The organism is Novosphingobium sp. SL115 (assembly GCF_026672515.1).
Lineage (GTDB): Bacteria > Pseudomonadota > Alphaproteobacteria > Sphingomonadales > Sphingomonadaceae > Novosphingobium.
Genome location: NZ_JAPPRG010000002.1, coordinates 118,053 through 136,049, shown reverse-complemented (window position 1 = coordinate 136,049; position 17,997 = coordinate 118,053). Strand labels below are relative to the sequence as shown.

Here is a 17,997-nt window from a genome sequence, read left to right as displayed (position 1 = left end):
GCATCCCGGTCCCTCGTGACACCGGCTGCGCCCTGTGCTTTTCTTCGTATGCAACCCTTGTGTTGCGAAAAAGCCACACCATCTTCAGCGCATCAGGAGGACACTCGAAGCCATGAACATCGAGAAATTCACCGACCGCGCCAAAGGCTTTCTGCAAGCCGCACAGACCGTTGCCATCCGCATGAATCACCAGCGGATCACGCCCGATCACATCCTCAAGGCCTTGCTCGAAGACAGCGAAGGCATGGCTAGCGGGCTGATCCAGCGCGCCGGGGGCAATGCGGCCCTTGCCCAGACCGAAGTGGACAAGGCGCTGGCAAAGATCGCCGCCGTCTCCGGTTCGGGCGCGCAAGCCACGCCCGGCCTTGATAACGATGCCGTGCGCGTGCTCGATTCCGCCGAACAGGTCGCAGCCAAATCGGGCGACAGTTTCGTCACGGTCGAACGCCTGCTCGTTGCGCTTTCGCTCGCCACCACCACCACGGCGGGGCAGGCGCTGAAAGCCGCCAATGTCACCGCGCAGGCCCTCGAAGCCGCGATCACTGCCTTGCGCGGCGGCCGCACCGCTGACAGCGCCGGGGCAGAAAACGCCTATGACGCGATGAAGAAATACGCCCGCGACCTGACCGAGGCCGCGCGCGAGGGCAAACTCGATCCGGTGATTGGCCGTGACGAGGAAATCCGCCGCACCGTGCAGATCCTTGCCCGCCGCACCAAGAACAACCCGGCGCTCATCGGCGAACCGGGCGTCGGCAAGACCGCGATTGCCGAAGGCCTTGCCCTGCGCATCGCCAATGGCGACGTGCCCGACAGCCTCAAGGATCGCCGCCTGATGTCGCTGGACATGGGATCGCTGATCGCGGGCGCAAAATATCGCGGCGAATTTGAAGAACGCCTCAAGGCCGTGCTCGATGAAGTGAAGGGCGCCGAAGGCGAGATCATCCTGTTCATCGACGAAATGCACACGCTGATCGGCGCGGGCAAAAGCGAAGGCGCGATGGATGCGGGCAACCTGCTCAAGCCCGCGCTCGCCCGGGGCGAACTGCACTGCATCGGTGCAACCACGCTGGATGAATACCAGAAGTATGTCGAAAAAGACCCCGCGTTGCAGCGCCGGTTCCAGCCGGTGTTCGTGGGCGAACCGACCGTGGAAGACACGATCAGCATCCTGCGCGGCATCAAGGACAAGTACGAACTGCACCATGGCGTCCGCATTGCCGACAACGCCATCGTTGCCGCCGCCACGCTGTCCAACCGTTACATCGCTGACCGTTTCCTGCCGGACAAGGCCATCGACCTGATGGACGAGGCCGCCAGCCGCATCCGCATGGAAGTGGAAAGCAAGCCCGAAGAAATCGAAAAGCTTGACCGCCGCATCATCCAGATGAAGATCGAGGAAATGGCGCTCGCCAAGGAAGTCGATACCGCGTCGAAAGACCGGCTCGCCACTCTGCGCGAAGATCTCGCCAATCTGGAACAGCAGTCGGCTGAACTCACCACCCGCTGGCAGAACGAGCGTGACAAGATTGCCGCCGAAGGCAAGGTCAAGGAAGCGCTCGACGCCGCGCGTATCGAACTCGATCAGGCGCAGCGTCATGGCGATCTGGCCAAGGCGGGCGAGCTTGCCTATGGCCGCATCCCCGATCTGGAGCGGCAACTGGCTGAAGCGCAAGGCGTCAGCCAGAATGCCATGCTGCGCGAAGAGGTGACTGCCGAAGACATCGCCGCTGTCGTCAGCAAGTGGACCGGTGTGCCGGTTGACCGCATGATGGAAGGTGAGCGTGAAAAGCTGCTCAACATGGAAAACGTGCTGGGCCAGCGGGTTATCGGGCAAAAGGACGCGGTGCTTGCCGTGTCCAAGGCCGTCCGCCGCGCGCGTGCGGGCCTGCAAGACCCCAACCGCCCGCTGGGCAGCTTCCTGTTCCTCGGCCCCACCGGCGTCGGCAAGACCGAGCTGACCAAGGCGCTGGCAGGTTTCCTGTTCGATGATGACAGCGCGATGGTCCGCATCGACATGTCCGAATTCATGGAAAAGCATTCGGTCAGCCGCTTGATCGGTGCGCCTCCGGGCTATGTTGGTTATGATGAAGGCGGCGTTCTTACCGAAGCGGTTCGCAGGCGGCCCTATCAGGTCGTCCTGTTCGACGAGGTGGAAAAGGCCCACAGCGACGTGTTCAACGTGCTGTTGCAGGTGCTTGACGATGGCCGTCTGACCGACGGGCAGGGCCGTGTGGTCGATTTCACCAACACGCTCATCATCCTGACCAGCAACCTTGGCAGCCAGTATCTTGCCAATCTGGAAGAAGGGCAGGACGTGCAGACCGTGGAACCGCAGGTTATGGATGTGGTGCGCAGCCACTTCCGGCCCGAATTCCTCAACCGTCTGGATGAAATCATCCTGTTCCACCGTCTGGGCCATGAACACATGGCCCCGATCGTGGAAATCCAGGTGGCGCGTGTGGCCAAGCTGCTGAAAGATCGTAAAATTACACTCGATCTCAGCGATGCCGCCAAGCGCTGGCTGGGCCGTGTCGGCTATGATCCGGTCTATGGTGCGCGACCGCTGAAACGCGCGGTGCAACGCCACCTGCAAGATCCGCTGGCCGAAAAGCTGCTTGGCGGCGAAATCCCTGATGGCAGCACGGTCACCATCGACGAAGGCGACGGCGCACTGAACTTCGCAGTGAGCTGACAGGTCCTTCCTCCCCGGTATGGGGAGGAAGGCTATCCGCTGGGTGGTGGAGGGGCACACGCAATCCCCCGCCACCCAGAAGTCTTGACAAATAGAACCAAATGGGTTAAATGCCCCGCCACAGGTCAGAAGCAAGGCAAAGGCCAGCCACGCTTCTCTCCTTCGGGGTTCTCGCATGGCGAAACGCCCCGGCGCGACCGGCGCGGACTGGCGCTTTCGGGTTCAATGCAGGGCGTTACGCTCAAGACCCAGGGCACATCCCGCCAATGCAACAGACGGTGGCACCGATGCAGCTTTCACGCCGCATCATGCCTTCGCCGGGGCAACCGATGGGCACACACGCGAAACGTGTCCATCCATCCCCCGGCCTGCACGAAAACGGGCCGCATGCGAGCCGCGCCCCGTTTCCCGCTGCCGTCTGATCCACGGGCTGCGCCGGACATGGGGGCATACCGCCCGTCCGGCCACTCGCACCAACCGGTATGCGCCCCTCCCGCAGGACGCCGCGCTTGGCGTCTGTGCCGGTCGCGCGATCTGTCTCCTGCTCAGGCGAAAATGTCCGGGTTCGCCGCCGGATAAACCCCTGTAAAAAGTACGTTTGCCGCGCGAAACTCCGCACAAAAAGGGGGCGGTCCTTTGCAGAACCGCCCCATTCATGCGCGCCAGCCAGGGAGTGGAGCCGGCGCTCCAGGGTTGCCGGCCCAAAGACCGGCGGGGGGTATCGTTCAGATCACGGGAGCTTCCCCGTGATCCACAGGATCACAGCAATTTCCAGGTCACCGGCACCACAATCGTCGTCGCGCCACCCGGCGGGGGCGGGACCGATCCGGCGCGGGTCGCCATGGCGACGGCTTCCTTGTCCAGCGTGCTCGAACCCGAAGGCGCGACCAGTTCGCTGCGTTCAATCGCGCCACCGGCACTGACATGCAGCTTCACCCGCGCAGTGCCTTCCTCGCCGCGCATCTGCGCTGCGCGGGGATAGGTCTGCTTGGATGCAATCACGCGCGCCACTTGCTTCTGCCAGTCGGCGGATTGGGCAAAGGCGGTGCTCATCGTCATCGAAAGGGCGGTCAGGCCAAAGACAAATTTACCGATCAGGTTCATCGTTCAGGATCCTTGCATCAGGTTGATGGGCGGGGTTCAGGGGGAGGGGGGAGAACTTTTGCAGATTCCGTCCGGTCAGAATTCCGACCAGTCATCCTCATCGATCTTCAGCGCGGCGCTACCATGGCTGGCGGGTGCGATCGGTGAATTGCGGCGCGGCGGGGCAGGTGTGTGTGTCTCTTCTGCGGGACGCTGCGGCACCGCAGATGCCGGCCGGGCAGGTGGGGCCACCGTCCGGTGCATCATACCGTCACCGGCAAGGCTCTTACCCAGCCGGAACTGGCCCAACTGATCCACCAGCGACACCGTTTCCGCCGCAAGATTGCGTGTGCCTGCGCTGCTTTCTTCGACCATCGCGGCGTTCTGCTGGGTAAAGGCATCCATCGATCCGACCATGGTCGAAATGTCGGCAATGCCCGATGCCTGCTGCCCGGCGGCTTCGGCAATCGCGTCCACCAGCGCCGAAACCGCGCTCACTTCGGTCACGATCTGACGCAGCGCCTCGCCGCTCGATTCCACCAGCGCCACACCGCCGCTCACTTCGTCGGTGCTTTTGCTGATAAGCTCGCGGATCGATTTGGCGGCATCGGACGATCGCTGCGCCAATGCGCGCACTTCCGTCGCCACCACGGCAAAGCCCTTGCCCGCATCGCCTGCTCGCGCCGCTTCCACACCGGCGTTCAACGCCAGCAGGTTGGTCTGGAAGGCGATGCCGTCAATCACGTTGACGATCTCGGCCATCTCGCGCGAACTGCTTTCGATGCTGCGCATTGCCGCCACGGCGCGGTTGGCGGTGTCGCCCACGCTATCGGCCGTATTGCGCGCCACCGAAAGACGGGCGCTTGTCTGGCGGGCGTTGTCCGCCGTCGTTTTGACCGATGTGGTGAACTCGCTCAGCGTGCGCGATGTTTCGGCCAGCGACGTTGCCTGCTGTTCGGTGCGCAGTGACAGGTCGGTTGCCGCACTCGAAATCTCGTCTGTGCCCAGCTTGATCGTGTTGCATCCGTCCACGATCTTGCCCAGCACTCGCTCCAGCGCGGCCAGCGCGGCGTTATAGTCGACATGCAGCTTGGCCAGCGCTCCGCTGCCGTTTTCAGGCACGCGATAGGTCAGGTTGCCTTCGGCCAGCGCGGTCAACCCGTCGCCTATGGCATCGATGGTCAGTTGGGTGTCGCGGGCGCGGGCCTTTTCGGCTTCGGCACGGGCATGGTCGGATGAAAACACATCGCGGAACTGGTCCAGCGCACGGGCCAGTTGGCCCAGCTCGTCCGTGCGGCCAATGCCCGGCACCATCACCGTATGTTCGCCCCCGGTCAGCCGGGCCACCGCATCGGCCATGCGCCGCACCGGGGTTGCAATGTTGCGCATCAGGTATGCCAGCAACGTCACCGCCACCAGCAGGCCCAGCCCGATTGCAGCAAAGGTGAACTTGCGGGCCGACCCGGAAATCTGGTCGCTCTGCGCCGCTACCGCGTCTGATGCTTTCTTGTTCACGTCTATCGCGGCAAGGATCGCGTCCTCCAGCGCATAGAACGAATCCAGCCCTTCACCGTCATGCATCGCCTGCGCGCCGCTGGTATCGCCGCTCAGCGCCATGGCCTGCATCGTCTCGTCCTGCTGAACCACGGCGCCCCAAGCCTCGCGGATTGCGCCCAGCGCGGCCTTCTGTTCGGGGGTGGAGGCCAGCTTTTCAAAATCGGCAAACCCGCTCTCGATCGCGGCGCGCGCATTCTTCAACAGCTTCTGGCTGCGCGCCATCGCTTCGGGCGCGCCGGCGTTGAACATTTCGTCCTGTTTGAGCCGGTATTGCGACGTGTAGGTGTGAATGTCGCCCAGCGCGGTCGATGCCGGCATCCAGCGGTCGCGCTGCTGCGCCGCAATGTCGTTGACCTCGCCAATCTTGGCCACGGCAAACAGACCGATGCCCGCCATGACTGCCAGCAGAAGGGCAAAGGCGGTAACGAACTTGGCCGAGATATTGAACTTCAGCATTACAACTCCCCGAAAGCCGGTCTGCACACAGCTAACGGGGGGATCGGGAAGGTTCGGTAAGGGCTATGCCCCGTAATGCTGCGCAGTCAGCGGGTAAGGAATTGCACCACAACTGTTACGGGGCCGGGCACCGTTAAAGGCGTCCGGCCCCGCAGGGCACTGCTCGCAATGGTTAACCCCGGTCAGAGGTCCACCAGAATCAATCGGCCCAATACAGCCGCATCGGATTGTCGATCAGCAGCTTGCGCTGCAATTCTTCCGTGGGCGCAATGCGCGGGATCATGTCGACCAGATGCCCGTCATCGGGAATTTCGGTGTCCATGTTGGGGTGCGGCCAGTCGGTGCCCCACAGCACGCGGTCCTGATAATCCGCCACCAGCGGGGCCACCGCATCGGCAAAGGCGTTCCACGGATCGCCCGCGCCACCTTCCTTGATCGCGTCCAGACGGTCGGGGCAGGTGGCCTTGAACCAGATGTCGTCGCGGCTGTTCAGGAAGTTGCGGAACGCCTTCATGTCCGCGCCGTCCGGTCCCTGGCGCACATCGGGGCGGCCCATGTGGTCAATCACCAGCGGCACCGGAATGGCGTCCATAAACGGGCGCAGTTCTTCCAGAATATCCGCTTCGAAATAGATCACCACATGCCAGCCCTTGGGCAGGCGCTGCGCCACTTCAAGGAACTTGTCCTTGGGCGCATTGTCCACCAGCCGCTTCAGGAAGTTGAAGCGGATGCCGCGAATGCCGCCATCGTGCAGCGCGTGAAGGTCTGCCTCGGAAATGTCAGGGTCCACCACGGCCACGCCGCGCGCCTTACCGTTCGATTTGGCAATGGCGTCCAGCGTCGCGGCATTGTCGGTGCCGTGGCAGCTTGCCTGCACGATCACGTTCTTGTCGAAACCCAGATGGTCGCGCAGCGCGAACAGCATGTCCGGTCCGGCATCGCGCGGCAGGTACTTGGCCTTGGGGCTGAACGGGAACTGCGCCATCGGCCCGAACACATGGCAATGCGCATCCACCGCGCCAGCGGGCGGGGTGTAGCGCGGCTTGGCTGGATTGCTGTGCCAGCTCAGAATGCGGTCAGAGGCTTGGTCGGTCATCCGAATACAACTCCATCCATCAGCTTGCGCGCGGTGCGCAACAGGGCGGCGGTGCGAACATCGCCAGCATCGTCCACTTCCAGCACGCAGCTCATTTCACCGGTCGGGTGTTCCACCGAAAGCGTCTTGCGCTTGCCTTGCGGAATCTGCGCCACCTCCGCCGCAGGCGATCCTTCGATCAAACAGGCCGTCGCCACGCTGACCGCCCCCAGCACGCCGATGGTGGCATGGGCACGATGCGGGATGAAGCTGCGCACGGTCACCGCGCCGCCGTTCTTGGGCGGGGCCACCAGCATCATCTTGGGCACCGACTTTTCCTTCACGTCGCCCAGGTTCATCATCGGGCCAACGATCAGGCGGATCGCCTCGATCTTTGCTTTCAACTCGGTCGCATTGTCCAGCCAGTCGCGGTCTTCGTAACCGGTGATCCCCAGATCTTCGGCCTTCATCACCACGCAGGGCATGCCGTTGTCGATCAGCGTAACCGGAACCCCGTTCACCACGTCCGCCGCATTGCCGCTGGGCAGCAACGCGCCGCAGCTTGATCCGGCGGTGTCGCGGAATTCCAGCGGGATTGGCGCATGGGTGCCGGGCACGCCATCAATGGCGGCGCTGCCTGCATAGGTCACCGTGCCGCCCGGCGTTGCCACGCTGGCCACGGCAACTTGCCCGGTGTTTTCCATGAAGATCGCCACGCGGGTTTCGTCGCCCGTCGCATCCACCAGCCCGCGCTCAATCGCGAACGGGCCGACACCGGCAAGGATATTGCCGCAGTTCTGCGCATCGGTGACAATTGCCTGATCGACGAAGACCTGCAGGAACAGGTAATCCACATCGATGCCGTCGCGCGTGGATTTCGACACCACCGCAACCTTGCTGGTCAACGGGTCGGCCCCGCCCATGCCATCGATCTGGCGCGGATCGGGGCTGCCCATCACGCCCAGCAGGAAAGCGTCACGCGCCGCTGTATCGGCAGGCAGCTCATCCTTCAGGAAATAACCGCCCTTCGACGTGCCGCCACGCATCCACATGCAGGGGGCGGAAAACCCCTCAGACATACTTGAGGCCTTCCTTTTCAAGCCGCTCGCGCATCTTGTACATGTCTAGGCCCAGCACGCCATCGGCCAACTTCTGACGCTTTTCGCCCTCGTTGGCTTCGCGGGCCTGTGCCGCGGCCAGCACTTCGGCGGCCTTTTCGCGCGGCACTACGCAGACACCATCGTCATCGGCCACGATCACGTCGCCGGGGTTGACCAGCGCATTGGCGCAGACCACCGGCACGTTGACGCTGCCCAGCGTGTTCTTGACCGTGCCTTGGGCATAGATCGCCTTGGACCACACCGGAAATTCCATTTCGGTCAGGTCGCGCACGTCGCGCACGCCCGCGTCGATAATCAGCCCACGGCACCCGCGCGCCTGTGCGCTGGTGGCCAGAAGGTCACCGAAATAGCCGTCTTCGGAGGGGCTTGTGGGGGCCAGCAGCAGCACGTCGCCTGCCTGCAACTGTTCGATGGCAACGTGGACCATCCAGTTGTCGCCCGGAGGCGCGCTGATCGTCACCGCGCTGCCTGCGATGCGCGCACCGCGATAGATCGGGCGCATATAGCTTGCCAGCAGGCCGGTGCGCCCTTGCGCTTCATGCACGGTGGCCACGCCGCAGGCGGCAAGGCCGTCGATCACCGCAGGATCGGCACGTTCGATGTTCTGGACGACGATACCCGACATGATGAAGCTCCCAATAAAACAATTCGCCATAAAACAATTTGGATGCGTCCATGCGACTGCCGCGCCATGCCAGCCAATGCATTGTTTGCCGCAGGGCATAAGGAAATGCTAAGTCAACGGCCATGGTGCAAAGCGCGATCAACATCCGCCACATTGCGGCTTTTGCCGCAACCGTGCGCCATGGCAGCGTCACCCGCGCCGCCCGCGCGGTAAACCTGACGCAACCCGCGCTGACGCAGGCCATCGCCCGGCTGGAAGCAGACCTTGGCTGCGCGCTGTTTGAACGCGGGGCAAGCGGCATGACCGCCACCGAACCCGCGCTGCTGCTGGCCCCCCGCGCCGAGGCCGCCATTGCCCATGTCGGCAGCCCCCGCGTCACCGGCACGCAAGTCCGCGCCTTCCTCGCGCTGGCTCGTGCCGGCAGTTATGCCGTGGCGGCAGAGGCGACGGGGCTTTCGTCGGCCTCGCTCCACCGTGCGGTGGCCGATCTTTCTGTTGCGCTGGGGCAGCGGCTGGTGGACCGGCGCGGACGGTCGGTCATGCTGACGCCAGCGGGCGAACGCCGCGCGCGCGGCTTTGGCCTTGCCATGGCCGAACTGCGCAGCGGCCTGGCCGAAGTGGCCGCGTGGCAGGGCAAGGCAGCGGGGCGCGTGGTGGTGGGGGCCATGCCGTTAAGCCGCGCGCGCTGGCTTCCTGCCACCATTTTGCGCTTTGCCGCCGCCCATCCCGGCGTGGACGTGGCCGTGGTGGAAGGCAGCCATGCCGAACTGTCCGGCCCGTTGCGCGATGGCGAAATCGACCTGATGCTGGGGGCCTTGCGCGAAGCGGCGGTGCTGGACGATCTGGCGCAACAGGCGGTTTTCGAAGACAGCCCCGCGCTGGTCATGCGTGCCGGGCATCCCCTGCTGTCTGGCGCGGCAGATGGCGCGGCGCTGGCCAGTTACCCATGGATTTTGCCCGCCAGCGACACCCCGTTGCGCCATTACTGGGAAAGCATGATGCGCGCCGCCGGGGCGGAGCCGCCGCATGTGGGCATCGAATGCGGATCGGTGCTGACGGTGCGGCAATTGTTGTTGGGTTCCGATGCGCTGACGCTACTTTCGCCGGCGCAACTGGCGGTGGAATTGCAGGCCGGTGTGCTGGCCACGCGGCCTCCGCCGGTCCCGGTCAACCGCACCATCGGCATCACCACTCGCGAAGGCTGGCGGCCCACCGCGCCACAGGCGGCGTTCGTCGCTCTGCTGCGTGAAGTGGCAGCAGAAGGCTTTGCATAAATTTATGCCCCCGCCGATGTTTGCATTTGTTCCTTGGCCCGCGCGGACGCAGGACACGCGCCATGGAGAGCACGATTGCCCTGATTGGCTTCGGTGAGGCCGGGTCCACTTTTGCCATCGCTGCGGGCTGGAAGTCCGCCGCGCTGGCCTATGATCTCAACCCCGCGCGTCGCAAGGTGATGGAACAGGCGGGCGTTGTTGCCTGCGCTACCGCCGAATGCGCGCTGTCCGATGCCGATATGGTGCTGTCGCTGGTCACCGCGGATTCCGCGCTGCCCGCCGCGCAGGACTATGCCGCGCTGCTGAAACCGCAGGCGATCTGGTGCGACATGAACTCGGTAGCCCCAGATACAAAGCGCGCGGCGGCAAAAGCGATTGCCGCTGCGGGCGGGCGCTATGTCGACGTGGCGGTGCTGGCCCCGGTCCACCCGGCGCGGATGAACGTGCCGCTGCTGATTTCGGGCGAACACGCGGCTGAGGCGGAGATGTTGTTGCGCGCCGCCGGTTTCACCAAGACCCGCGTTGTGGGCAATGAGATCGGCCGCGCCAGTGCGATAAAGATGATCCGGTCGATCATGGTCAAGGGCGTGGAAGCTTTGACCGCCGAAATGATGCTGGCCGCGACGAAAGCGGGCGTGGTGGACGAAGTGCTGTCCTCGCTCGACGCCAGCGAAAAGGGCGATAGCTGGTTCACCCGCGCCGAATACAATGTGGAACGCATGACCACGCATGGCCTGCGCCGCGCGGCGGAAATGGAAGAAAGCTGCAAAACGCTGGAAGGCCTTGGCATCGAGCCGATGATGACCAGCGGCACCGTGCGCCGCCAGCGTGAGCAGGCGGGCAAGACCATTCAATTTACCCCAGAGAGGACTGAAGTCGCATGACCATGATCATCGACTGCCACGGCCATTACACCGTGCTGCCAAAGGCGCACGACGAATGGCGTGAAAAGCAGAAGGCCGCGTTCAAGGCGGGGACCGAATGCCCCGCCTATCCCGACATTTCGGACGACGAAATCCGCGAAACGATTGAGAGCAACCAGCTTCGCCTGCTGAAAGAGCGCGGCGCGGATATGACGATCTTTTCGCCCCGTGCCAGCGCCATGGCGCCGCATGTGGGCGATCAGTCGGTCGCGGTGAAGTGGGCGCAGGTCTGCAACGATCTGATCGCGCGCGTGGTCGGGCTTTATCCCGATATCTTCGCGGGCGTGTGCATGTTGCCGCAGTCGCCCGAAGCGGACATGACCAGCTCGATTGCCGAGCTGGAACGCTGCGTCAATGACCTGGGCTTCATCGGCTGCAACCTGAACCCCGATCCGGGCGGTGGCCACTTCAAGCATCCGCCGCTGACCGACGAATACTGGTTCCCGTTCTATGAAAAGATGGTGGAGCTGGACGTTCCGGCGATGATCCACGTTTCGGGTTCGTGCAACCCGGCGATGCACGCCACCGGCGGCTATTACATTGCGGCAGACACCATCGCGTTCATGCAGTTGCTGGAAGGCGATCTGTTCAGCAAGTTCCCCACCCTGCGCTTCATCATTCCGCACGGCGGCGGCGCAGTGCCTTATCACTGGGGGCGCTATCGCGGTCTTGCCGACATGCTGAAGAAGCCCGGCCTTGATACGCACCTGATGAACAACGTGTTCTTCGACACCTGCGTCTATCACCAGCCCGGCGTCGATCTGCTGGCCGACGTGATCGAGAACAAGAACATCCTGTTCGGTTCGGAAATGGTCGGCGCGGTGCGCGGCATCGATCCCACCACCGGTTTCTATTTTGACGACACCAAGCGTTACGTCGATGCGCTCGACATCACGGACGCCGAACGCCACGCGATTTTCGAGGGCAACGCGCGCCGCGTGTTCCCGCGCCTCGACGCCAAGCTGAAGGAGAGGGGCCTGTGACGCAAGCAACGCCCAAGCAGAACATTCACGAATACCTTGCCGAACTGGACGATATTCCCGGCACGCGCGTCTATACCGCAGCGCGCGCCCGCAAGGGGTACTGGATCAACCAGTTCGCGATGAGCCTGATGAAGGCTGAAAATCGTGAACGGTTCAAAGCCGACGAACGCGCCTATCTGGATGAATGGAAGATCAGCGAAGATGCCAAGCAGGCGCTGCTGAAGCGTGACTACAACACGCTGCTGGATCTGGGCGGCAACGTCTATTTCCTGTCAAAGCTGTTCTCGTCCGATGGTCTGCCTTTTGCCGAAGCGGTCAGCACGATGACCGACATGACCTGGCCGGAATACCGCCAGATGATGCTGGATGGCGGCCGTTCGCCCGAAGGCAATCGCTCGATCAAGGCTAACCTCGCCGCCGCAGGCGCCGAGGCCAACAAAGGAGCCAACTGAGATGGCCAAGATTACCGCTGGCGTAGGCTCCAGCCACGTTCCGCTGCTGGGTGTCGCTGTCGATCAGGGCAAGTGGCAGGACGATTATTTCGGCCCGATCTTCAAGGGTTACGAATGGACCCGCGAATGGGAAAAACAGGAAAAGCCCGATGTGGTGATCCTAGTTTATAACGACCACGCATCGGCTTTCGACGCAAACATCATCCCGACGTTCGCCATCGGCTGCGGCGAACATTACAAGAGCGCCGACGAAGGCTGGGGCCCGCGCCCGGTGCCCGACGTTGAAGGCCATGCCGACCTTGCCTGGCACATTGCGCAAAGCCTGATCCTTGATGATTTCGACATGACCATCATCAACGAAATGGACGTGGATCACGGGTTGACCGTGCCGCTTTCGATGATGTTCGGCCAGCCTGAAAAGTGGCCGGTCAAGGTCGTGCCGCTGGCGGTGAACGTGGTGACCTATCCCGTCCCATCGGGCAACCGCTGCTGGGCGCTGGGCGAGGCGATTGCCCGTGCGGTGGAAAGCTTCCCCGAAGACCTCAACGTGCAGATCTGGGGCACCGGCGGTATGAGCCACCAGTTGCAGGGACCGCGCGCGGGCCTGCTGAACCGCGAGTGGGACAACAAGTTCCTGGATCTGCTGGAATCGGACAATGACGATGTGCGCCACATCCAGCACATCGAATATCTGCGCGAAACCGGCAGCGAAGGCATTGAAATGGTGATGTGGCTCATCATGCGCGGCGCGCTGGGCAAGAAGGTCAAGCGCCTCAACCGCCACTACCACATTCCATGCAGCAACACCGCGATCGGGCATATCGTGCTCGAACCCGCAGACTGATCTACAGGAGCAATCCCATGCGTATCGCATTGGCCGGGGCCGGCGCCTTCGGTGAAAAGCATCTCGACGGCCTGAAGAACATCGACGGCGTTGAAATCACCTCGATCATCAGCCGCACTGGCGAACAGGCCGCAGCCGTGGCCGCCAAATATGGCGCAAAGCATTCGTCCACCGAACTGGAAGACGCACTGGCGCGCGACGACGTGGACGCGGTGATCCTGTGCACGCCCACGCAGATGCACGCTGCACAGGCCATCGCCTGCATGAAGGCGGGCAAGCACGTTCAGGTGGAAATCCCCCTGTCCGATAGCTGGGCTGACGCGCAGGAAGTGCTGCGGGTGCAGGAAGAAACCGGCAAGGTCTGCATGGTCGGCCACACCCGTCGCTTCAACCCCAGCCACCAGTTCGTGCACAACCGGATCAAGGCGGGTGAATTCAACATCCAGCAGATGGATGTGCAGACCTACTTCTTCCGCCGCAAGAACATCAACGCCAAGGGCGAAGCGCGTTCGTGGACCGACCACCTGCTGTGGCACCACGCTGCCCACACGGTTGATCTGTTCGCCTATCAGGCGGGCAAGATCGTCAAGGCCAATGCCGTCGAAGGCCCGATCCACCCGGAACTGGGCATCGCCATGGACATGTCGATCCAGTTGAAGAGCGAAAGCGGCGCGATCTGCACGCTGTCACTGTCGTTCAACAACGACGGGCCATTGGGCACCTTCTTCCGCTACATCGGTGACACTGCCACCTATATCGCGCGCTACGACGATCTGGTGAACGGTAAGGAAGAGCCGATCGACGTGTCGAAGGTCGATGTGTCGATGAACGGCATCGAATTGCAGGACCGCGAATTCATTGCCGCGATCCGCGAAGGCCGTGAACCCAACAGCTCGGTGCAGAAGGTCTTTGACTGCTACCGCGTGCTGGGCGAACTGGAAACCCAGTTGGCCAAGGGCTGATACGACAGCGCATTGCCGTAATTTGAGGCCCCGGACATCCACCGTGATGTCCGGGGCTTTGCTTGTTGCGGGAACCCGCAGGGCGCGAAACGGGTTGAACTGCGGCAGACGGCAACCCGGCCATAGAGGTGTATCCATGCAAGCGAATGGGCTTGGAACTGTCATCCTGACCCGAAAGCCCCGGCAGGATGCCGACCTGTTCGTCCGTCATCTGGGCTTTGCGGCCTGCGCCGAACTGGATTGGTTTGTCAGTCTTCAGCATCCGGGCATTCCCGGCTTCTTCCTCGATCTGCTGGATGCCGATCATCCTTCCGCGCCTCAGGCACAGCGAGGGAGGGCGGCGGACGCGGTGATGATTGCCTTGCTGGTGGATGATGCCAAAGCAGAAGCTACACGACTTGGCGGTGCGGGCATTGCCCTGATCAAACCACTGGTGGACGAGCCTTGGGGCCAGCGCCGGTTCCAGATCGCGGGGCCAGCGGGGACGGTGATCGAAATCGTCCAGCGTATTCCGCCCGACCCTGCATGGCTGGCCGCCAATATGGGCTGAGCGTCTTATCGGCTCGGCCACATTCTAACCATTGTTATGATGGGCGCGCCGCTGTAGCGTGCTCTCACAACGCGAAGGTTGCCGAAGCCAACCGCGCATGGAGAGCATGATGGAAGCGCTGATCGCCTATTCGGGGCGCAAGTTTGCCCGCCCGATCTATTACGCCAACGCGCATGAGCGGGACGAGGTGGATATCGCGCCCGTCGCCATGCCGATGCACGATGCGCGGGTGGCGGGCACGACGATTGACCGCGAGGGCTTTCAGATCATCGTCCACAAAAGCGCCGTGACCGACTTTGCCGACCGAGAACAGGTGGCCCGCCTCCACATGGCCGAAATCGAGGAACTGGTGCAGGCGCAGACCGGGGCGGATTTCGTCCACGTTGGCGCGCCGGGGCTGCTGCGCTTTTCGGAAAAGAGCGGCAAGGCCGGAACGCTCAACAATTCCATGCCCGCGCGCTTTGCCCACATTGATATATCTGACGCGACGGCGAAGGCCTTTGCCGAGCGTGGGGCGAACGGTCGACCTTTCCGGCGCTGTGCCGCCTACAACGTGTGGCGCGCCATATCCGCGCCGCCGCAGGACGTGCCGCTGGCGTTCTGCGATGCGCGCAGCATCGCGCCTGCCGATCTGATCGAAGCGACGGCAGTGTTCGATGAACCGGGCAAGCAGGAATGGTCGTTCGAAGGGTTGGTGGTGGCGCACAACCGGGCACACCGCTGGCACTGGTTCCCCGATATGCGAATCGACGAAGCCGTGCTGTTCAAGACCAATGACAGCGATCCGGCCCGCGCGCACCACGTTCCGCATGTGGCCTTCGACCTGCCGAATTGCCCCGCCGATGCGCCCCCGCGCGTCAGCATTGAAATGCGTGCGACGGCCTATTGGTGGGCTTGAAATCGGCGGGCCGTGCGCTACAACAACAGTAACAATAGTTACGGTGAGGGTTTGGTGATGGGCGCGTATCCGCAGACGATCTATTTTACCGGGGCCAACGCACCGGTCGGGCAGGAGGTGGACCTGCGCGGGTTGAAGGTGGAAGGCGATCTGCCAGCGGAAGTCCGCGGCAGCTTCTATCGCGCCGTGCCCGATCCCGCGTTCCCGCCGATGTTCGAAACCGACCACACGCTGTCGGGCGACGGGATGATCAGCCGCCTGTCCTTCAACGATGATGGCACGGCGGACTTCCTGCTGAAATTTGTTGAAACCGCGCGCTACAAGGCGGAAAAGGCCGCTGGAAAGGCGCTGTTCGGCAAATACCGCAACCCGTTTACCGATGATGCCAGCGTGGCGGGCGTGGACCGCACCGTGGCCAACACCACGCCGGTCTGGCATGCAGGCCGGATGCTGATGGCCAAGGAGGATGGCCGCCCCTATCGCGTCGATCCCACGACGCTGGAAACGCTCGGCTCCTATGATTTCGGCGGCGCGCTGAAAAGCGAGACGATGACCGCGCATGTGCGCATCGATGCCGAAACGGGCGAACTGTTCTTTTATGGCTATGAGGCGGACGGGCAGGCTTCCACCAAGGTCGCGTACTGCATTGTCGGGCCGGACGGCGCGCTGAAAAGCGAACAGTGGTTCGACGCGCCCTATTGCGCGATGATGCACGATTTCACCATCAGCCAGAACTATGCGCTGTTCCCGATCTACCCAACCACGGCAGACCTCGACCGGCTGAAAGCAGGCGGCGAACACTGGCACCATGAACCGGAACTGGAATCATGGCTGGGCGTCATGCCGCGCTACGGCGACATCAGTGAGATCAAGTGGTTCAAGGGGCCGAAGGGCTGTCATTCCTATCACATGATGAATGCGTGGGAGGATGCCGAGGGCATGCTCCACTTCGACGCCTGCCTGAACAACACCAACGCCTTCGCCTTCATCCGCGAACCTTCGGGCATCCACATGGACCCACAGGATGTGTTCGGCGCACTCACCCGCTGGACGGTCGATCCGCGCAGCGATGGCGGCGAAGTGACCGAAACCATCATCGGCCCTCCCGGCGATTTCCCGGTGATCCCGGCCAAGCTGCAGGGGCGGCCCTACAAGACCGGCTTCATGCTTTCGATGAACCCGCAGTTGCAGGGGCCGCCGCTGTTCGCAGGCCCGGTGGGCGTCAGCTTCAACATGCTGCTCCGGCTTGACGGGATGGACACCCCCGCGCCGCAAGTGACCAATGCACTCGCCTTGCCGCCGATGGCGGGCTTCAACGAGCCGGTGCATGTCCCTGCCGCCGATCCCGCAAAGGACGGCTGGCTGGTGTTCATCATGGACCAGCAGACAGGCGACAACCAGTTCATCCATGAGGCATGGGTGGTGGATGCCGGAAACATTGGCGCGGGGCCGGTGGCCAAGGTCCACATCCCCACGCGCCTGCGCCCGCAAGTCCACGGCTGGTGGGTGCCGCAGGCGCAGCTGGACGCGCTTTCGGCATGAGCAAGATCGTCATCACCGGAGCATCCGGCAACTATGGACGAGGCGTAACCGACCGCCTGATCGCCAAGGGCCGCGCCGCCGACCTTATCCTGATCACGCGCAAGCCGGAAAAGCTGGCAGGCCGTGCCGCGCAGGGCTGCACCGTGCGCTATGGCGATTTCGACAAGCCGGAAACCCTGGCCGCAGCCGTGCAGGGCGCGCAACGGATGCTGCTGATCTCCGGCACCCGCGTCGGCGCGCGGGTAGTGCAGCACAAGGCGGCAATCGATGCCGCGGCGGCAGGCGGCGTGAAGCACATCGTCTACACCAGCTTCATCGGCATAGACGATCCCGCCAACCCCGCCGAAGTGCGGCACGATCATATCGAAACCGAAGCCCTGATGAAGGCCAGCGGCTGCGCGTGGACCTGCTTGCGCGATGCCCACTATGCCGATGCCATGATCCTGATGGCCGGGCCGGGCGTGATGCAAAGCGGCAAGTGGTTTTCCAATGGCGGCGACGGGCGCGAGGCGATGGTCTGGCGCGATGACTGCATCGAAAGCGCGGTGGCCGTGCTGACCGGCGCGGGCCACGAGAACCAGACCTACAACATCACCGGGCCAGAGCTTCAGACTTTCGCTGAAGTGACCGCGATGATGGCGGAAATTACCGGCAAGCCGCTGGAATACGTGTCGCTGGACGACGAGGGCCAATACGCGATGTTCGACGCCATGGGCATCCCCCGTCGCCCGGTGGATGATCTGGACGTCGCGGGCATCCCGTGGAACAGCGATGACATGGTGACCTTCGGTCAGGCCATCCGCGAAGGTTTTCTGGAGCTTTGCACCGACGATGTGGAGCGTCTGACCGGACGCAAGGCGCGTTCTGTACGCCAGATGATCGAAGAGAATGCGGAGATGCTGCGAGGGGCTTGTTCTGCTTCAGACTGTTGATTTCACCACCACACGCCCCTAGACAGTC

At 63.1% G+C, this 17,997-nt stretch carries 16 protein-coding genes; 11 read left to right on the top strand and 5 right to left on the bottom strand.

The annotated features are described in order from the left end of the window. The first annotated feature begins 112 nt into the window (after nucleotides 1–112). On the top strand, nucleotides 113–2,692 hold the full coding sequence (gene clpB, locus OVA07_RS02120) for an ATP-dependent chaperone ClpB (protein WP_268169821.1): 2,580 nt from the start codon (nucleotides 113–115) through the stop codon (nucleotides 2,690–2,692). Between the two features lie 759 nt (nucleotides 2,693–3,451). Here clpB and OVA07_RS02115 read toward each other — a convergent pair. The 5 genes from OVA07_RS02115 to ligK all read right to left on the bottom strand — a co-directional run bounded on the left by OVA07_RS02115 (nucleotide 3,452) and on the right by ligK (nucleotide 8,609). After that, complete coding sequence (locus OVA07_RS02115; protein WP_268169820.1) at nucleotides 3,452–3,796, bottom strand: energy transducer TonB; 345 nt, start codon at nucleotides 3,794–3,796, stop codon at nucleotides 3,452–3,454. A 75-nt stretch (nucleotides 3,797–3,871) separates the two neighbouring features. Then, nucleotides 3,872–5,788 (bottom strand): methyl-accepting chemotaxis protein, encoded by a 1,917-nt coding sequence (locus OVA07_RS02110; protein ID WP_268169819.1) that lies wholly within the window; start codon nucleotides 5,786–5,788, stop codon nucleotides 3,872–3,874. 199 nt (nucleotides 5,789–5,987) lie between these two features. Further along, on the bottom strand, nucleotides 5,988–6,884 hold the full coding sequence (locus OVA07_RS02105) for an amidohydrolase family protein (protein WP_268169818.1): 897 nt from the start codon (nucleotides 6,882–6,884) through the stop codon (nucleotides 5,988–5,990). Beyond that, nucleotides 6,881–7,942: a 4-oxalomesaconate tautomerase gene (locus tag OVA07_RS02100; protein WP_268169817.1), complete on the bottom strand. Its 1,062-nt coding sequence runs from the start codon at nucleotides 7,940–7,942 to the stop codon at nucleotides 6,881–6,883. The genes OVA07_RS02105 and OVA07_RS02100 overlap by 4 nt, the downstream gene beginning before the upstream one ends. Further along, nucleotides 7,935–8,609, bottom strand: a complete 675-nt coding sequence (gene ligK / locus OVA07_RS02095; RefSeq protein ID WP_268169816.1) for a 4-carboxy-4-hydroxy-2-oxoadipate aldolase/oxaloacetate decarboxylase — start codon at nucleotides 8,607–8,609, stop codon at nucleotides 7,935–7,937. The genes OVA07_RS02100 and ligK overlap by 8 nt, the downstream gene beginning before the upstream one ends. 122 nt (nucleotides 8,610–8,731) lie before the next feature. Here ligK and OVA07_RS02090 point away from each other — a divergent pair, with 122 nt between their 5' ends. The 10 genes from OVA07_RS02090 to OVA07_RS02045 all read left to right on the top strand — a co-directional run bounded on the left by OVA07_RS02090 (nucleotide 8,732) and on the right by OVA07_RS02045 (nucleotide 17,969). Continuing rightward, on the top strand, nucleotides 8,732–9,883 hold the full coding sequence (locus tag OVA07_RS02090; protein ID WP_268169815.1) for a LysR family transcriptional regulator: 1,152 nt from the start codon (nucleotides 8,732–8,734) through the stop codon (nucleotides 9,881–9,883). A 62-nt stretch (nucleotides 9,884–9,945) separates the two neighbouring features. Further along, complete coding sequence (locus tag OVA07_RS02085) at nucleotides 9,946–10,767, top strand: NAD(P)-dependent oxidoreductase (protein ID WP_268169814.1); 822 nt, start codon at nucleotides 9,946–9,948, stop codon at nucleotides 10,765–10,767. After that, nucleotides 10,764–11,789, top strand: a complete 1,026-nt coding sequence (locus OVA07_RS02080) for an amidohydrolase family protein (RefSeq protein WP_268169813.1) — start codon at nucleotides 10,764–10,766, stop codon at nucleotides 11,787–11,789. Before OVA07_RS02085 ends, OVA07_RS02080 begins: the two co-directional genes overlap by 4 nt. Continuing rightward, on the top strand, nucleotides 11,786–12,241 hold the full coding sequence (ligA, locus tag OVA07_RS02075; protein ID WP_268169812.1) for a protocatechuate 4,5-dioxygenase subunit alpha: 456 nt from the start codon (nucleotides 11,786–11,788) through the stop codon (nucleotides 12,239–12,241). Before OVA07_RS02080 ends, ligA begins: the two co-directional genes overlap by 4 nt. Before the next feature lies 1 nt (nucleotide 12,242). After that, on the top strand, nucleotides 12,243–13,085 hold the full coding sequence (locus tag OVA07_RS02070) for a class III extradiol dioxygenase subunit beta (protein WP_268169811.1): 843 nt from the start codon (nucleotides 12,243–12,245) through the stop codon (nucleotides 13,083–13,085). Between the two features lie 17 nt (nucleotides 13,086–13,102). Further along, complete coding sequence (locus OVA07_RS02065) at nucleotides 13,103–14,047, top strand: Gfo/Idh/MocA family oxidoreductase (RefSeq protein WP_268169810.1); 945 nt, start codon at nucleotides 13,103–13,105, stop codon at nucleotides 14,045–14,047. A gap of 136 nt (nucleotides 14,048–14,183) precedes the next feature. Then, on the top strand, nucleotides 14,184–14,597 hold the full coding sequence (locus OVA07_RS02060) for a VOC family protein (protein WP_268169809.1): 414 nt from the start codon (nucleotides 14,184–14,186) through the stop codon (nucleotides 14,595–14,597). 97 nt (nucleotides 14,598–14,694) lie between these two features. Then, a complete protein-coding gene (locus OVA07_RS02055; protein WP_268169808.1) occupies nucleotides 14,695–15,495 on the top strand; it encodes a CmcJ/NvfI family oxidoreductase in 801 nt (266 codons plus the stop codon). 57 nt (nucleotides 15,496–15,552) lie between these two features. Continuing rightward, nucleotides 15,553–17,037 carry a carotenoid oxygenase family protein gene (locus tag OVA07_RS02050; protein WP_268169807.1) on the top strand — a complete coding sequence of 495 codons (1,485 nt, stop codon included), beginning with the start codon at nucleotides 15,553–15,555 and terminating at the stop codon, nucleotides 17,035–17,037. Then, on the top strand, nucleotides 17,034–17,969 hold the full coding sequence (locus OVA07_RS02045) for an SDR family oxidoreductase (protein ID WP_268169806.1): 936 nt from the start codon (nucleotides 17,034–17,036) through the stop codon (nucleotides 17,967–17,969). Before OVA07_RS02050 ends, OVA07_RS02045 begins: the two co-directional genes overlap by 4 nt. Nucleotides 17,970–17,997: the final 28 nt, after the last annotated feature.

Coding starts and splice junctions, on each gene's coding strand:
- OVA07_RS02045 (WP_268169806.1), top strand. CDS start 17,034: ATGAGCAAGATCGTCATCACCGGAGCATCCGGCAACTATGGACGAGGC.
- OVA07_RS02060 (WP_268169809.1), top strand. CDS start 14,184: ATGCAAGCGAATGGGCTTGGAACTGTCATCCTGACCCGAAAGCCCCGG.
- OVA07_RS02085 (WP_268169814.1), top strand. CDS start 9,946: ATGGAGAGCACGATTGCCCTGATTGGCTTCGGTGAGGCCGGGTCCACT.
- ligK (WP_268169816.1), bottom strand. CDS start 8,609: ATGTCGGGTATCGTCGTCCAGAACATCGAACGTGCCGATCCTGCGGTG.
- OVA07_RS02110 (WP_268169819.1), bottom strand. CDS start 5,788: ATGCTGAAGTTCAATATCTCGGCCAAGTTCGTTACCGCCTTTGCCCTT.
- OVA07_RS02050 (WP_268169807.1), top strand. CDS start 15,553: ATGGGCGCGTATCCGCAGACGATCTATTTTACCGGGGCCAACGCACCG.
- OVA07_RS02055 (WP_268169808.1), top strand. CDS start 14,695: ATGGAGAGCATGATGGAAGCGCTGATCGCCTATTCGGGGCGCAAGTTT.
- OVA07_RS02090 (WP_268169815.1), top strand. CDS start 8,732: ATGGTGCAAAGCGCGATCAACATCCGCCACATTGCGGCTTTTGCCGCA.
- clpB (WP_268169821.1), top strand. CDS start 113: ATGAACATCGAGAAATTCACCGACCGCGCCAAAGGCTTTCTGCAAGCC.
- OVA07_RS02070 (WP_268169811.1), top strand. CDS start 12,243: ATGGCCAAGATTACCGCTGGCGTAGGCTCCAGCCACGTTCCGCTGCTG.
- OVA07_RS02080 (WP_268169813.1), top strand. CDS start 10,764: ATGACCATGATCATCGACTGCCACGGCCATTACACCGTGCTGCCAAAG.
- OVA07_RS02105 (WP_268169818.1), bottom strand. CDS start 6,884: ATGACCGACCAAGCCTCTGACCGCATTCTGAGCTGGCACAGCAATCCA.
- OVA07_RS02100 (WP_268169817.1), bottom strand. CDS start 7,942: ATGTCTGAGGGGTTTTCCGCCCCCTGCATGTGGATGCGTGGCGGCACG.
- OVA07_RS02065 (WP_268169810.1), top strand. CDS start 13,103: ATGCGTATCGCATTGGCCGGGGCCGGCGCCTTCGGTGAAAAGCATCTC.
- OVA07_RS02115 (WP_268169820.1), bottom strand. CDS start 3,796: ATGAACCTGATCGGTAAATTTGTCTTTGGCCTGACCGCCCTTTCGATG.